Raw genomic sequence first — 14,534 nt, forward strand, 5'->3', positions numbered from 1 at the left:
GGCAGCCTCAGGTGCGCTGGCGGAAAGCGTCCGCCACCCCAGACCGCGACGGCGTCTCCAGCTTGCCCAGCAACCTCGCCACGTGGGCCTGGACCGTCCGGCGGGGCAGGGACAGCTCCGCCGCGATGTCCGGGTTCGAACGGCCCTCCGCGACCAGGCTCGCGATGCGGACCTCGATCGGCGTCAGGGACTCCCAGCCGTGGCCCGGGCGGATCGGCGAGAACATCGCCCCGCGGCGGACGCCCAGCCGGCGCAAGCGCGACTCCGCGCGGCGCAGGTCCCAGCGGGCCGACAGCGCCGTGTACAGCTCCGCCGCCTCCTCGTACGCCGCCTGGGCCGCGTCCAGCCGGCCCGCGCGAGCCAGCAGCACCGCCGCGTCCTCCAGCGCCGACGCCAGTTCCGGGCGGCGGCCGACCGAGCGGAAGTGCTCCGCCGTGTCGAGCACCGGGCTCGGGTCCTCCTCGATCAGGCCGCGGCACCACGACGCCGCGGCGAGCGCCCGCGCCGGACGGCGTTCCTTCGCCGCCTCCTCGTCGCAGACGTCCAGCGCCCGCACCGCGCGCTCGCGGTCGTCCTGCTCCATCGCCAGCCGGACGAACGCCGGGAGCCACTGGTGCCGCAGCATCATCTGCGCGTACGTCGGGTTCAGGATCGGTTCGAGGATCTGCAGCGCCCGCACCCGGTCGCCGCGTTGTTCGGCCGCGAGGGCGTCGGCGACCAGCAGGAAGTCGAAGCTCTCGCGCTCGGCGCCGGTCGCCGGGGCGTACTCCTCCGCCGCGTCCAGGTGGGCTGCCGCTTGCGCGCGGTCGTCGCGCCTTCCGGCGATCAGCGCCGCGACGCCGTGCAGGAGCAACGCCGCCGGGCCGGGTTCGCGCAGGCCGTAGAACGTGATCGCCGGGCCGTCTTCGGTGACCGTGTCCAGCTCGACCAGCGCCTCGTCCCAGCTCCCTTCCCAGTACCGGTGCACCGCGACGGAAACCTGCAGCCCGACCGGCATCGCGTGCCGCGCCGCGACGTCGCCCGCCGTGCGCAACGCTTCGCCCGCCTCGGCGAGCCGGTCGAGGTTCTGCAGCGTGAAGACGCGGTTGTCGAGCAGGTCGAGGTGCAGGTCGGCCAGCTCGTGCTCGTCGCCGACGGCCTCGATCGCCGCGTCGATGTGCTCGAGCGCGCTGTCGTGTTCGCGGCGCACCGAGTCCACCAGCCACAACGACTGCAGCGAGTGTGCGGTCAGGTAGCGGTCGCCACCGGCCTGCGCCTTCGTCTCGTGCGCCGCCTTCTCGGCAGTGTCCAAATCGGACAGATCGCCGCGGCGGAAGTTCGCCAGCAGCTGCCGGTGCCGGACGCGCCAGAGCTCCGGCACGGCCGGGTCGTCGGCCGACGCGCCGAGCGTCGCGACCGCGCCGTCGGTGTCGCCGCGGCGGTGCCGCAACGCCGCGAGCACGTGCCGCATCTCCTCGACGGCGTCCGGTTCGGTGGCGACCTCGAGTGCTTGCTGCGCCCAGGATTCCGGGTTGCGCTCCAGCCGGAACAGGACCTTGACGAGCGCGACGATCAGGACCTCCCGGCGCGGGTCGTCGCTCGCGCCGTCGGCCAGCGCCCGTTCGAGCAGCTCGACGGCGATCAGCGGCGCCCGGTTCGACACGGCCGCGTGGTGCCCGGCCAGCCAGTCGAGCACCCATTCGTCCACTGTGGCCGGTGCGGCCACCAGCTGCTCGGCGACCCGCTTCACCGGGGCGCCGATCCGGGCCAGCGCCTCGGCCGCCTGCCGGTGCAGCGCCGCGCGTGTCCCGGGCAGCAGCCGGTTGTACAACGCTTGCCGCAGCAAGGGATGCCGGAACGCGAGCTGCGTGCCGGTGTCGATGAGCACGTTCGCCGCGACGGCTTCTTCCAGCGGCTCCAGCAGGTCCGACGGCCGGGAGCCGAGCACCGCGGCGATGTCGCCGACGGCGAACTCCATGCCCAGCAACGCGCCCCAGCGCAGCACTTCCTGCGTCCGCGCGGGCAGGAAGTCGAGCCGCCGGTCGACCGCGGCGACCAGCGACCGCGGCGCCTCGAACTCCTCGGGATCGTCGACGTCGGCCTCGCCACCGGTCACCTCGACCGCGCCGGCGCGCAGCAGGACGTCGACCATCTCCTTGACGTACAACGGGTTTCCCGCGCCACGGGCGGCCAGCTCGCGCAGGCCGGGCCCGGGCGTCGCGCCGATCTGGTCCTCGATGAGGCGGCCGACGTCGTCACCGCTCAACGGCGTGAGGTCGAGCACCACGCCGTCGCGCGCCTGGACGCCGCGGCGCAGCTGGGCGAGCTCGGCGCGGTCCGGCGCCGGCCGGGTCGCGGCCACCAGCAGCAGGGGGAGCTGCCGCGTCGCCGCGCAGAGCCGGTGCCAGACCAGCACGGACGCCTCGTCGGCCCACTGCAGGTCGTCGACCACCAGCACCTGCGGCGTCTGCGCGCAGAGCTCGTCGACCAGGACCAGCAGCCGGTCGACGGCGCCGAGCACCGGGTCGGCCGGGCCCCAGCTGCGTCGCACCGGGCCCTCGCCCGCGAGCTCCTTCGCGACCCGCGCGCGCCGCGGGTCGGGCGAGTGCGCGTCGATCTCCAGGCACTCCATCATCACCTGCAGCGGGAAGCGGGTGCTCAGCTCGTCGGCGGCCGCCCACAGCAGCTGGAAACCCGGGCCACCGGTCAGCGAGTCGGCGAGCAGTTCGGACTTGCCGATCCCGGCTTCGCCCTCGATCCAGACGGCGCGGCCGCGGCCGGTCCGGACGTCGGTGACGAGCTCCGCGAGCCGCGCGGTTTCTGTCTCCCGGCCGAAAAGCCGGTGTCGCGGCGCCGGAACGGGCGGGGGCGGCGTGACCACCGCGGGCGCGTCGAGGGCCGGGTCCTGGGCGAGGATCTGCTGCTGCAGCCGCTGCAACGCCGGCCCGGGTTCGACGCCCAGTTCGCCGATCAGCGTCGCGCGGGCGTCGCGGAAGACGTCGAGGGCGTCACCGTGGCGGCCGCTGCGGTAGAGGGCGAGCATGAGCGACTCGCGCAGGGACTCCCGCAGCGGGTTCTCCCCGGCCAGCACGGCCAGCTCGGGCGCCAGGTCGAGGTGGCCGCCGAGCGCCAGCAACGCCTCGGCCCGCTGTTCCCAAGTGGCCAGCCGCAGCTCGGCGAGGTACTCGCGGTGCCGCTCGGCGAACCCGCCCGGGACGCCGGAGAGCGCTTCGCCCTGCCAGAGCGCCAAAGCCGCGTCCAGCTCGGTGACGGCGGCCCGCGGGTCGCCCTGGTCGAGGTGCCGCTGCGCGCGTTCGCGGTGGCGCTCGAACACGGCCGCGTCGAGCGCGTCGTCGTCGAGCAGCAGTGAGTACCCGGCCGTTTCCGACACCAGGACGCTCGACGCCGACCAGCGCGAGCGGTCCGGTTCCAGCGCCCGGCGCAGGCCGGAGACGTAGGTGTGGACGCTGCCTTCGACGCTCGCGGGCGCGGAATCGCCCCAGACGCCGGCGATCAGCTCGGCTCGCGGGACGGGACGGCCGGCGTTGACCGCGAGCACGGCGAAGATCGCGCGCTGACGAGCGGGGCCGAGGCCGATCTCGGCCGTCCCGCGCCAGGCCCGCAGCGGGCCGAGCACGCCCACTCGCAGACCGGTGTCCGCATCCCCTGGCATGTCGTTCCGTTCTCGGTACCGACTTCTCCGTCGACTTTACCGACGTGGCAACACCCGATCGGGTTGACCTACTCCGGGGAGCTTACTGACCTGGCAAGCCCGGGATCACGCCCCGGCGGCCGGAAAGCCGCGAGTGGTCCCCAGCGGTGTATGCCCTGGTGGACGGCCCAGGCCAGGGCCCTGACCGCCCCGTGACCGAAGGGTCGACTCGCGTGATTGAGGGGTCGACACGCGTGTCTGGAAGGTCGACACGGCGCAGGCGTCCCCGGAGCCCGTGTCGACCCTTCAATCACGCGTGTCGGCTCCGCAATCACGGGTGTCGGCGTTCTGATCACGCCTGGCGGGGCATCGATGACGTCGTTGTCACTCGCCGGCGGCCCGCGAGCGGACCGAGTTGGCCCGCCGGATCCCGAACGGCTGCATCCGGGCCTCCGCGCGCCGGACGTCCCAGACCGCGCCCATGCTCGTGTACCCCGTCAGCGCCGTGCGGAACGCCGTGCGGGCATCGTCCAGGCGGTCCGACTCGGCCAGCAGGATCGCCGCGTCCTCGGTCGCCTTGGCCTGCTTGAGCAGCCGGCCCGCCGCGCGGTAGTGCTCCGCCGCCGTCAGGACCGGTTCCGGGTCGCCCGTGACCAGGCCGCGGCAGTGCGCGGCCGCGGCCGCGTGCGCCGGCGGGACGTCGCCCTCGGGTTCGAGCAGCCGCAACGCCTGGTGCGCGTGCTGCTGGTCGCCGAGCTGCCCGGCGAGCCGGACGAGGTCGGGCAGCCACTGGTGCCGCGCGGCCGGCGGGTAGTTCTCCTCCAGCAGCGGCAGCAGCGCCGCCAACGCCTCTTCGGGCCGGCCGTCCTGCTCGGCCAGCAGCGACCGCGCCGCGAGCAGGAAGTCGCCGCCGTCGGGTTCGAGACCCTTCGGGAACTGCTGCCGGTTGGCCGCTTCGAGGTGCGTCCGGGCCTGCCCGGGCTCGCCGCGGTGCCCGGCGATCAGCGCGCCGACGCCGTGCACGAGCAGCGCCGAACCCGGGCTGCGCAACACGTAGGAAGCGGTTTCCGCGCCGTCGCGGATGACCGCGTCCAGCTCGGCCAGCGCCTCCGGCCAGCGGCCCAGCCAGTAGTAGTGCACCGCGCCCGCCAGGTGCATCTCGCCCGGCACCGCGCGGGTCGCGGCGAGCCGGCGGGCGGCGTCGAGCGGCTCGGCGGCTTCGTCGAGGCTGTCGAGGTTCGGCACGGACAGCGCCGCGTCGTCCAGCGGGTGCAGCCCGGCCGGCACCAGCACCGCGCCCGGGTCGTCGCCCAGCCGTTCCAGCGTGGTCAGCAGCGACTCGTGCCGCCCGCGCCACATCTCCGGGACGTCCACGTCGTCGAGGGTCCGCTTCACCTCGGCCGTCGCCTCGGCGAAGTCGCCGCGGCGGTAGTAGATGTAGGCCAGGATCCAGCGCATCTCGGCCGCGCGCCTGCTGTCCGACGTCCGCGCGACGACCGAGCGCGCTTCCGCCTCGGGTTCGCGCCCGAGCCAGAACAGCAGCCGGGCCAGCGTCGCGGTGAGCGTCTCCCGCGCTTCCTGCTGCAGCGCCCCCTGCGTGACGGCGTGACGCAGCAGATCGACCGCGACGCGCGGGGTTTCGGTCGCGACCGTGCCGATGTTCTCCAGCAGCCAGCCGACGACCCACGGGTCCACCTGGGCCGGCGCCGCGGCGAGCTGTTCGGCGACGCGGTCCGCGGGCGCGCCCGCCGTCGCGAAGGCCTCGGCCAGCTGCCGGTGCAGCGCGACGCGCATCGCCGCGGGGGTCTTTTCGTAGAGCACGCGGCGCAGCAACGGGTGCCGGAACGCCACCCGGTCGCCGGACTCGACGAGCACGCCGGAGGTGATCGCCTCGTCGACCGCGCCCACGAGCGACGTCGGCGGCCGCTCGGTGGCGACCGCGATGTCGGACAACGAGAACTCGCGGCCCAGCAGCGCGGCCCAGCGCAGGGTGTCGCGCGTGCCGCTGGAGAGGAAGCTCAGGTACAGCGTGATCCGCGACCCCAGCGGCGACGGGATGTTCTGGCACGAGTTGCCGTCCAGGTGCGCGTGCACGCCGTCGAGCACGATCATCGACTGCGCCAGCAGCGTCTCGACGACTTCGCGGACGTAGCGCGGGTTCCCGGCCGCGTACGACACCAGCAGCTGCAGCCCGGGCCCCGGCGGCGCGCCCACCAGCTCGGTGGCGAGCTCGAGCGTGGCGCTCTCGGCCAGCGGCGGCAGCGCGAGCACGGTGGTGGTGTCGGCGTCCAGCTCGCCGCGCAGGTCGTCGAGCGCGGACAGCCGCGGCACCGGCCGGCACGCGCCGACGAGCAGCAGCGGCAGGTCCCGCGTCTCCCGGCTCAGGTACCGCCAGACACGCAACGTCGAGGCGTCCGCCCACTGCAGGTCGTCGACCGCGAGCACCAGCGGCGCCTCCGCGCACAGCTCGCGGACGAGGCCGAGCAGGCCGTCGACCGGGTCTTCGCCGGGCTGCTCGGAGAGGCGGACGGCGAGGTCCGACCGGCGCTCGTCGGTGGCCCGCGGGTGCACGCCCAGCGCGTCGAGCAACGGCCGCAGCGCGAACCGCTGATCCAGCGCGTCGGCGGCGGCGAAAGCGGGCTTCACGTCGGCTTCCTGCGCCGTGGCGAGCACTTCGGCCAGCAGCGCGGTCCGGCCGCTGCCCGGTTCGCCTTCCAGCCACAGGGACCGGCCGGTCCCGTCGAGCAGGTCGGCGACGGCCTCGCGCAGCAGCGCCAGCTCGGCGTCCCGGCCGACGAAGACGTCCGTGCGGTCCGGAAGTGACGCGACCGGAAACCGTGTCACGCGGGCGGGCGGCGCCGGCCTGGGAGCCGGCGGCTCGACGGGCTTGTCCAGCAGTTCTTCGTACAGCCGCCGCAGTGCCGGGCCCGGTTCGGTGCCCGACGACTCGACCAGCCTGTCGCGGACGTCGACGTACACCGCGATCGCCTCGGTCCGCCGGTCGGCGCGGGCCAGCGCGCGCATGAGCAGGCCGCGCAGCGTCTCGCGGAAGGGGTGCTCGCGGGTCAGCGCGGTCAGCTCGGCGACGAGCTCGTGGTGCCCGCCGGACTCCAGCACGATCTCGGCCCGGCGTTCGATCGTCGCCAGCCGCACCTCGCCGAGCCGCGCGCGCTGGGCGGCCGCGAACGGCCCGGGCAGCCCGGACAGCGGGACGCCGTGCCAGAGGCTTAAGGCTTCGTCGAGGGTTTCGCGCGCGCCGCGCAGATCGCCGGAAGACTGCCGGCGCTGGGCCTGCTCGCGCAGGGCCTCGAAGTGGTGGACGTCGATCGCCTCGGCGTCCAGGCAGAGGGAGTAGCCGGACCCGATCGACGCGAGCAGCTGCGGGCCCTCGCCCTTGGCGCGGCCGGGCTCGAGCGAGCGCCGCAGCCCGGAGACGTAGGTGTAGATCGAACCCTGCGCGCTCTGCGGGGGCGCCTCGCCCCAGACGGCGTCGATCAGCTCCTCGCGCGAGACCGTGCGGTTGGGGCTCATCGCCAGTGCGGCGAGGACCGTGCGCCGGTGCGCGGAGCCGAGGTCGAGCTCCGTGTCACCTCGCCAAGCTTGTACGGGACCCAGCAGCTGGAGTCTCGGTGCGGCGCTGTCCGCAGCCGACATCGGTCTCCCTTCGTGCGCTGACGTATCGTCACGCGCCGGATGCCTGAGGTGAGCATACGCGGCGGTCGTGAACCCGCAGGCAAGGATGGCGGACATTCGGGCAACGGCTACCGGGCGGGGTTTCGTTCGGCTGCCCGGTAGGCCACCCTCGGGTGCCGGACACGTGAGGAGCCGCGAATGAGTCCAGCCGCGCCGACGGACGACATGAAGTGCGCCGCTGTGCGTTTCGCGTCCGCCATCGAGGCCGCGAACTCCCGGCTCCGCGACGTCAACAGCGAGATGGCGACCCTGCAGGCGGCGTGGCGCGGCGAGGCCGCGGTGCGGTTCGGCCAGGCGATGAACGACTGGGAGCAGGAGTTCGACGTGATCCTCACCCGGCTCGCGTGGCTGCTGGAGGCCACCGGCGGCCGGGTCCCCCGGCAGCGGTCCGGCGGGCCGGGCGGGACATGACCGTGTCCCACCAGCGGTTCGACTTCACCCTCGCCGACCTGGTGCTCGACCGGATGGGGTCGATCACCGGCGGCCTCGGCGACCTGCTGGCCGAGCTGGAGTCCACTGTGGAGCCGGGGCTGGCCGGCTGGACCGACGAGGCGCGGGAGCGGTACCTGCGGGCCAAGAGCGACTGGGCCCGGGCGGCGGAGCGGATGCCGGACTGCGTCGACCGCGCGCGGGAGGCGTTCGGCGAGCTGGCCCGCGGCTACGACGAGGCTGGTTCTTGAGCCGTCTTCACGGGCCTTCGGGCCGGCGTGAAGACGGAATAGGGAGGGCGTGAAGACCCACAGGTCATGCTCGGTGCATGAAGCCCGTCGAAGTGACCGTCCTCGCCTCGGACCCGATCACGCACGCCGGCGCGGTGAGCCTCCTGGAGTCCCATCCGGACGTCCGGATCACCGACCTGGTGCCCGACGTGCTGCTGGTGATGGAGGAGCACGTCACCGAGGCGGTGCTGGGCGAGATCCGGGCGGCCAAGGCCTCGCACGTCGTGCTGGTCGTGGAGCACTTCCGCGAGAGCGACCTGATGTCGGTGCTGGAGAGCGGCGTCGTGGCGATCCTGCCGCGCCGCGACACGGGCGGGTCCGAGCTGGTCACGGCGGTGATGGCGGCCGGCGACGGCACGGCGAACCTGCCGCCGCGGCTGCAGGGGGCGCTGCTTTCGCAGGTCCAGCGCATGCGCCGGGACGTCCTCGAGCCGAACGGGCTCACCCTCTCCGGGCTGGCCGCCCGCGAGTGCGACGTGCTGCGCTTGGTCGCCGAGGGCTTCGGCACCGAAGAAATCGCAGCGAAGCTGTGTTACTCCGAGCGGACCGTGAAGAACGTCCTCTACGGCCTGATGACCCGCTGCGGGCTCAACAACCGCGCCCACGCCGTCGCCTACGCGCTGCGGGCGGGCGCAATCTGAACGAGTTTCGCCTTTTCGTCGGCTAGGGTCGCGATCATGGTGTTGACCGCAGCAGAGATCGCGGCCTCGGTGCGGGCCGGGACGCTCGATCCGGTGCAGGTGACCAAGGAAGCCCTCGACCGGATCGCCGCCACCGACGGCGTGGTCGGCGCGTTCCGCCGGGTGCGCGTCGAGGAGGCCCTGGCGGAGGCCGCCGAGGTCGCCGCGCGGCCCGATCTGGCGTCGCTGCCGCTGGCGGGGGTGCCCGTCGCGGTCAAGGACGTCACGGCGCTCACCGGCGAGTTCGCTTCGCACGGCTCGGTGACGGGGCCGTCCACGCCTGCGGGTGAGGACGGCGTGATCGCGGCCCGGCTGCGTGCGGCCGGCGCGGTGCTCGTCGGGCTGACGCGCGTTCCGGAGCTGTGCGTCTGGCCGATGAGCGACACCCCGGACGGCATCGCCCGCAACCCCTGGGAGCCGACGTACGCCGCGGGCGGCTCGTCCGGCGGCAGCGCGGCGGCGGTGGCGTCCGGCCTGGTCCCGCTCGCCCACGGCACCGACGGCCTCGGCTCGATCCGCCTCCCGGCCGCGATGTGCGGACTCGTCGGCCTGAAGCCGGGCGCGGATCGGCTGGCCGAAGGCGGCTGGTTCGGCATGTCGGTGCACGGCCCCCTGGCCACGACGGTCGCCGACGCGGCCGTCCTGCTCTCGGTGCTGGCCGCGGACCCTGCACTGGCGACCGTCACCACACCCGGCGCGGTGCGCATCGGGACGTCGACGACGGTGCCGGTCCTCCACTCGCCGGTGCCCCGCGAGCTGGTCACGGCGGTCTCACAGGCGGCGGACCTGCTGAAGGCGGCCGGCCACACGGTGGCGCCGGGCGCGCCGAAGTACCCCGTGTCGGCGCTCTTGGGCATCTCGGCCCGCTGGTGCGCGGGCCCGGCCGAGCAGGCCCGGGACTTCGATTTCTCCCGCCTGCAGCGCCGGACCCGCACGCACGTCCGCCTCGGGCAGCTGTTCGAGAAGGCGGGCTTCATCCGCGAGCGCACGAAGCAGCGCTGGGTAGCGCGGGCGGAGGAGTTCTTCGCGGACCACGACGTCCTGATGACGCCGACGCTGTCGCACTGGCCGGCGAAGGCGGCCCGCTGGCACGAGCGCCGGTGGGTGTCGAACGTGGTGCCGTCGTTGCGCTTGGCGGGCTTCACGGGCCTGTGGAACCTCGCGGGCTACCCGGCGATCTCGGTCCCGGTGAGCCGGGCGACGTCGTCGGGCCTGCCGACGTCGGTGCAGCTGGTGGCGAGGCCGGGAGGGGAGTCGTTGCTGCTGGGCCTGGCGGCCCAGCTGGAGGCGGCGAACCCCTGGCCCCGCACCACCCGCGCCTGAGCGCCCCAATGTGGCGTTGGGTGCGTAGGACGCACCCAATGTGGCGTTCGGTGCGTCTGACGCACCCAACGCCACATTGGGGCGCTTGAGCTGTGCTGTCCACAACCGCCGGCGGTTGTGGATACTGCGGCTGCGCCGCCGCGCGGAGGCCCGGAACTGTCGGTGCCCGCCGGTAGCGTGGAATCGGGGGGCTGCTCAGGCAGGAAGGCGCCGCCGACCCAGGGGCTGCCGCTGGGGCGCAAGGCTGCGATACCGGCCAAGCCCGCACAGCCGAAAGGCCGCGCCACCGACCTCGGCAGCGCGGCCTTCACGGCTTCAAGACTTCAGGAGCTGGGCTTGCCCGCCGCGGGCGTCAGCGGCTTCGCGGCGCCGTTCCCGTTGCCGTTCACCGGCTTGGTCGCCGGGCCGTGCTGCTTCGCCGGGGCGTTGTTGCCCGGCTTCGCCGCCGCCGGAGCCTGCTTCGCCGCCGCTGGGGCCTGCTTCACCGGGGGCGCCTGCTTCACGGGCACCGGCGCCTTCGTCGCGCCCGACGGCTTGGCCGGCGTCGACGGCTGGACCACCGGGACCACCGGCGCGGCCGGGGTCGTCGGGGACTCGGCCGGCGAGTCGCCGCCCACCAGGCGGGACGCCTGCGGGATCACGGCCTCCTCCGGCAGGGGCGCCAGCTGCGTCTCGCTGCGGTTGAGGATGTCCTCCGCCGCCGCCAGGCTCTTGCGGGCCTGCTCGCGGATCTCCGCCAGCCGCTCGACCTTGCGGTTCGCCGCCGTCGTGCGCTGGGCCGCCTGGGTCGTCGCCTCGTCGAGGCGGCGCTTGGCCTCGGCCGTGGCCTCGTCGAGCCGGCGCTTGGCCTCGGCCGTCGCTTCCGCGAGCCGGCGCTCGGCCTGGTTCTTGCTCGCCGTGCGCTGGTCGGCGACGTGCTTCTCCAGCGCCGCCTTCTGGGCCGTCTGGGACGCCTCGAACTCGCGCTCGAGCTTGCGGCGCTTGCGCTCCGCCTCGTTGTCGAGCAGTTCCCGCCGCTGGGCCGCCTCGACGGTGAGCCGCTGCACCTCCGCGCGCGTCTCGGAAAGCGCGTTCTCGTGCTCCGAGTGGAGCAGGTCGGCCTGCTTGTCCAGTTCCGTGACGAGCCGCGTGTAGCGCTCACGCAGCTTCGTCGACGCCTCGGTCGAGCCCGCCCACGTCTTCTCCGCCGCGGCTTCGGCGCGCTTGACGATCTCGTCCGCGCGGGCCTGCGCGAGCGTCACCGTCCGCTGCATCCGCTCGTCGAGGTCCTCGAGCCGCTCCGGCGGTTTCTTCAGCTCCTCGACCCGCGCTTCGAGCTGCGCGACCTGCCCGCGGACGGACTCCAGCTCGCGCGCCACCGCGGCGGTCTGCGCCACCGCGGCGTCACGGTCGCTGACGACCCGGCGCAGCTGCGCCTCGACGTGGTCGAGGTACTGGCGCACCTCGTTCCGGTCGAAGCCGTGCCAGGCCTGGGTGTACTCACGACGGAGGGGGAGCAGGCCGTTGAGGGCGCTTGCGGCATTCTCGCGCTCAGGAACCATGGGCCCGACCGTACCCGGGCACGCTGCGCTTCCGCCGTCCGGCTTGACAAATCACCAACACGTGTCGTGGCCTTGGCGGCGCGTCGCCGGAATGGCCGCACCCGGAAAACGCAGAGTCACCAGTGGCGGATCACCAGTGAAAGCCGCGGGACAGCCGGGCCAGCGCCGTCGCCGCGCGGGAGAGGTGTTTCTCGCCACGTCCGATCTTGAGCCCGCCCGAACCGCCCGCCGCGGTCGAATCCGGGAAGATCCGGAAACCCTGGTACGCGACGGCGTCGGTGAGGCCCGGCGTGAGCGTGTAGGCCAGCCCGATCGCCTGCCCGGCCGGCGTCCCGATGTGCTTCGGCCGCTCGAGGAGCGCCTTCATCACCATGTCCGCGGCCTGCTCCGGCGACTTCGTCGGGAACGCGTCGTAGATCTTCGTCGGCCGGATCATCGGCGTCCGCACGAGCGGCATGTGGATCGTGGTGAACGTGATCCCGTCGCCGTGCGTCTCGGTCGCCGCGATGCGCGAGAAGTAGTCGAGCGCCGCCTTCGACGCCGCGTACGCCGAGAAGCGCGGCGCGATGCCCTGCACGCCGATCGACGACACGTTCACGATGTGCCCGAACTTCCGCTCGGACATGTGCGGCAGCACCGCGAGGATCAGCCGGACCGCGCCGAAGTAGTTGATGGCCATCGCGCGCTCGTAGTCGTGCATCCGGTCGTAGGACAGCTTGATCGACCGGCGGATCGACCGGCCGGCGTTGTTGACCAGCATGTCGATCCGGCCGTGCTCGGCGAGCATCGCGTCGACGGCCTTGTGCACCGAGTCCTCGTCGGTCAGGTCGGCCGGGTACACCGACGCCGTGCCGCCGGCCGCGATGATCTCGTCGCGCACCTCTTCCAGCTCGTGCTGGCGCCGGGCCACGAGCAGCGGGACGCCGCCCGCCGCGGCGACCTTCAGCGCCGTCGCGCGGCCGATGCCCGACGACGCGCCGGTGATGATCACGCGCCGGCCGTCGAGCTCGCCGCGCGGGCCGTGCTTGCGCGCGCGGAACGGGTCGAGGTGCTCGCGCCAGTAGCGCCACAGCGTCGCCGCGTAGTCCTCCAGCGGCGGCACCTCGACGCGACCGGCGAGGGCCTTGCGCGTCGCGGTCGAGGAGAACACCGACGGGAACGCCATCGTCTCCAGCAGCACCGGCGGGATGCCGAGGCGCTCGAGCACGGCGTCGCGCGCGATGGTGAAGCCGGGGATGTGCTCGGACAGCTTGACCAGCCCGACGATGCCCCTCGAGAAACGCTCGTTGAGCTGCACCGTGATCGTCGGGGCGCCCGCGGCCTTCGCGAAGGCGTTGTACACCGAGACGACCGGCTGCGGCTCGGGGTTGACCAGGTGGAAGGCCTGGCCGTCGAGGCCCGGGCGGACCACCAGCTCCAGCAGCGCCTTGGCGACGTAGTCGACCGGGACGACGTTGGTGTCGCCGAGGTCGGGCCCGAAGATCGGCAGGTCCGGCAGCCCGGCGAGGCGGCTGATCGCGGGGAAGAGGTAGTAGGGGCCGTCGACCTTGTCCATCTCGCCGGTGACGGAGTCGCCGACGACGACGGCGGGCCGGTACACCCGCCACGGCACGCTGTCCTGCTCGCGGACGATCTTCTCGGCCTCGAACTTGGTCCGGTGGTACGGCGTGACCAGCCGCTGGCCGGCGTCGAACATCTCCTCGGTGAAGACGCCGTCGTGATCACCCGCGACCGCCACCGACGAGACGTGGTTCAGGCAGCCGGCACGCAGGTCCGCGGCGAGGTCGACGACGGCGCGCGTGCCGTCCACATTGGCCTTGACGCTGGCTTCGTCGTCGGCGGTGAGGTCGTAGAGCGCGGCCAGGTGCACGACGTGGTCGACGTGCCCGCGCAGCTCGTCACGGTCCGTTTCGGACACCCCGAGCAGCGGCTCGCCGAGGTCGCCGGTGACCAGCGTGACGCGGTCGGAGTGCGGCCACTGGTCGACGAGCGCGGCCAGCTTGGCCCGCGAGGAGGCGCGCACGACCAGCGCCACGCGGTCGTCGTCGGGGCGGGAGAGCAGCAGCCGGGTGAACTGGCGCCCGATCAGTCCGGTCGCCCCGGTCACCAAGAACGTCGCCATCGTCGTCGCCTCACCTCTCGCCGCACACGCTGCCTGCCCCTGGGCATTGTGCTGCATCCGGGCGTCAGTGACCACCGTGGCACCGCGTGATGTTACCCACGAGTAACTTAGGCCGGGTCCGCGATGACGACGCGGTTCTCCTCGTAGCCGTCCGAACCGCCGACCCAGCGCCCGCCGCAGGTGACCAGGACGACCCGGTGCGGGCCGGACTGGCCGAACAGCTCGTCGGCGCGGGCGGCCAGGTCGTTCTTGTGCACGGTGACCAGCTGGGAGACGGTGTACCGCCAGGTCTTGCCCGCGCCGTCCACAATGGACACCGGCCCGCCGATGCGGTCGGTCCACAGCTCCGCGAACGGCCCGGTCGCGCCGCGCCAGTTCACGTGGCCGGCGAACACGCTCGCCCCGCCCGCCGCGTCCAGCTCGGCGCCCCACCAGGTCGCCTGGCCGAGGTCGGCGGGGATCGGCAGCTCGGCGTCCGGCCCGAGTTCCTTGCGCACCAGCGTCGCCGTGCCGCCGCCGGGCAGCCGGACGGTGCCCGGCTGCTGCGGCGCGGGCACCCGCGGGGTCTCCGCCGCCGGAGCCGCCGCGGTCGTCGTCGGCGGCGCAGGAGGCGGCGGTTGCACAGAAGAAGGCGGCGAGGACGGCGTCGAAGTCACCGGCGCCCCGCCCGGCGACCGCCCGGCCGCGGGAGCGGGCAGCGCCGTCCCCGCGACGACAGTCGTCGACGGCGGCGCGTCGATCACGCCGGTGGCGACCTGCACCGCCAGCACCGTCACGGCGCCCGCTGCGAAACCGGCCAGCAGCCGGGCTTTGCCTGCCATCCCG

General features: G+C 73.8%; 9 protein-coding genes. 4 read left to right on the top strand and 5 right to left on the bottom strand.

Going from position 1 to position 14,534, the window contains the following annotated elements:
* Positions 1-7: 7 nt before the first annotated feature.
* Positions 8-3,652, bottom strand: coding sequence for a BTAD domain-containing putative transcriptional regulator (locus ACLJQZ_RS14560; RefSeq protein WP_410620535.1), 3,645 nt, complete (start codon positions 3,650-3,652; stop codon positions 8-10).
* A 363-nt stretch (positions 3,653-4,015) separates the two neighbouring features.
* Positions 4,016-7,285 carry a BTAD domain-containing putative transcriptional regulator gene (locus ACLJQZ_RS14565; RefSeq protein WP_410620536.1) on the bottom strand — a complete coding sequence of 1,090 codons (3,270 nt, stop codon included), beginning with the start codon at positions 7,283-7,285 and terminating at the stop codon, positions 4,016-4,018.
* 177 nt (positions 7,286-7,462) lie between these two features.
* On the opposite strand from ACLJQZ_RS14565, the gene ACLJQZ_RS14570 reads away from it, so the two are divergent.
* From ACLJQZ_RS14570 to ACLJQZ_RS14585, 4 genes are all read left to right on the top strand, one after another.
* Positions 7,463-7,735, top strand: coding sequence for a WXG100 family type VII secretion target (locus tag ACLJQZ_RS14570; RefSeq protein WP_410620537.1), 273 nt, complete (start codon positions 7,463-7,465; stop codon positions 7,733-7,735).
* Complete coding sequence (locus ACLJQZ_RS14575; RefSeq protein WP_410620538.1) at positions 7,732-8,004, top strand: WXG100 family type VII secretion target; 273 nt, start codon at positions 7,732-7,734, stop codon at positions 8,002-8,004. Before ACLJQZ_RS14570 ends, ACLJQZ_RS14575 begins: the two co-directional genes overlap by 4 nt.
* Positions 8,005-8,081: 77 nt before the next feature.
* The gene (locus tag ACLJQZ_RS14580) at positions 8,082-8,684 is read left to right on the top strand and encodes a helix-turn-helix transcriptional regulator (RefSeq protein ID WP_247057751.1); all 603 of its coding nucleotides are present in this window, start codon (positions 8,082-8,084) and stop codon (positions 8,682-8,684) included.
* Positions 8,685-8,720: 36 nt separating this feature from the next.
* On the top strand, positions 8,721-10,046 hold the full coding sequence (locus tag ACLJQZ_RS14585) for an amidase family protein (RefSeq protein ID WP_410620539.1): 1,326 nt from the start codon (positions 8,721-8,723) through the stop codon (positions 10,044-10,046).
* A gap of 323 nt (positions 10,047-10,369) precedes the next feature.
* Here ACLJQZ_RS14585 and ACLJQZ_RS14590 read toward each other — a convergent pair whose 3' ends face one another.
* The 3 genes from ACLJQZ_RS14590 to ACLJQZ_RS14600 form a co-directional block, all read right to left on the bottom strand.
* A complete protein-coding gene (locus tag ACLJQZ_RS14590; RefSeq protein ID WP_410620540.1) occupies positions 10,370-11,587 on the bottom strand; it encodes a cell division protein DivIVA in 1,218 nt (405 codons plus the stop codon).
* 130 nt (positions 11,588-11,717) lie between these two features.
* Positions 11,718-13,709 (bottom strand): SDR family oxidoreductase, encoded by a 1,992-nt coding sequence (locus tag ACLJQZ_RS14595; protein WP_410620541.1) that lies wholly within the window; start codon positions 13,707-13,709, stop codon positions 11,718-11,720.
* 107 nt (positions 13,710-13,816) lie between these two features.
* Entirely contained in the window at positions 13,817-14,530 is a 714-nt protein-coding gene (locus tag ACLJQZ_RS14600) for a class F sortase (protein ID WP_410620542.1), read from the bottom strand.
* Positions 14,531-14,534 lie beyond the last annotated feature (4 nt).

Source organism: Amycolatopsis sp. cmx-8-4 (assembly GCF_046548675.1).
Taxonomy (GTDB): Bacteria; Actinomycetota; Actinomycetes; order Mycobacteriales; family Pseudonocardiaceae; genus Amycolatopsis.

Bases quoted from the DNA above. Each gene is read 5' to 3' on its own strand.
- ACLJQZ_RS14570 (WP_410620537.1), top strand. From the start codon at position 7,463: ATGAGTCCAGCCGCGCCGACGGACGACATGAAGTGCGCCGCTGTGCGT.
- ACLJQZ_RS14600 (WP_410620542.1), bottom strand. From the start codon at position 14,530: ATGGCAGGCAAAGCCCGGCTGCTGGCCGGTTTCGCAGCGGGCGCCGTG.
- ACLJQZ_RS14595 (WP_410620541.1), bottom strand. From the start codon at position 13,709: ATGGCGACGTTCTTGGTGACCGGGGCGACCGGACTGATCGGGCGCCAG.
- ACLJQZ_RS14585 (WP_410620539.1), top strand. From the start codon at position 8,721: ATGGTGTTGACCGCAGCAGAGATCGCGGCCTCGGTGCGGGCCGGGACG.
- ACLJQZ_RS14565 (WP_410620536.1), bottom strand. From the start codon at position 7,285: ATGTCGGCTGCGGACAGCGCCGCACCGAGACTCCAGCTGCTGGGTCCC.
- ACLJQZ_RS14590 (WP_410620540.1), bottom strand. From the start codon at position 11,587: ATGGTTCCTGAGCGCGAGAATGCCGCAAGCGCCCTCAACGGCCTGCTC.
- ACLJQZ_RS14580 (WP_247057751.1), top strand. From the start codon at position 8,082: ATGAAGCCCGTCGAAGTGACCGTCCTCGCCTCGGACCCGATCACGCAC.
- ACLJQZ_RS14560 (WP_410620535.1), bottom strand. From the start codon at position 3,652: ATGCCAGGGGATGCGGACACCGGTCTGCGAGTGGGCGTGCTCGGCCCG.
- ACLJQZ_RS14575 (WP_410620538.1), top strand. From the start codon at position 7,732: ATGACCGTGTCCCACCAGCGGTTCGACTTCACCCTCGCCGACCTGGTG.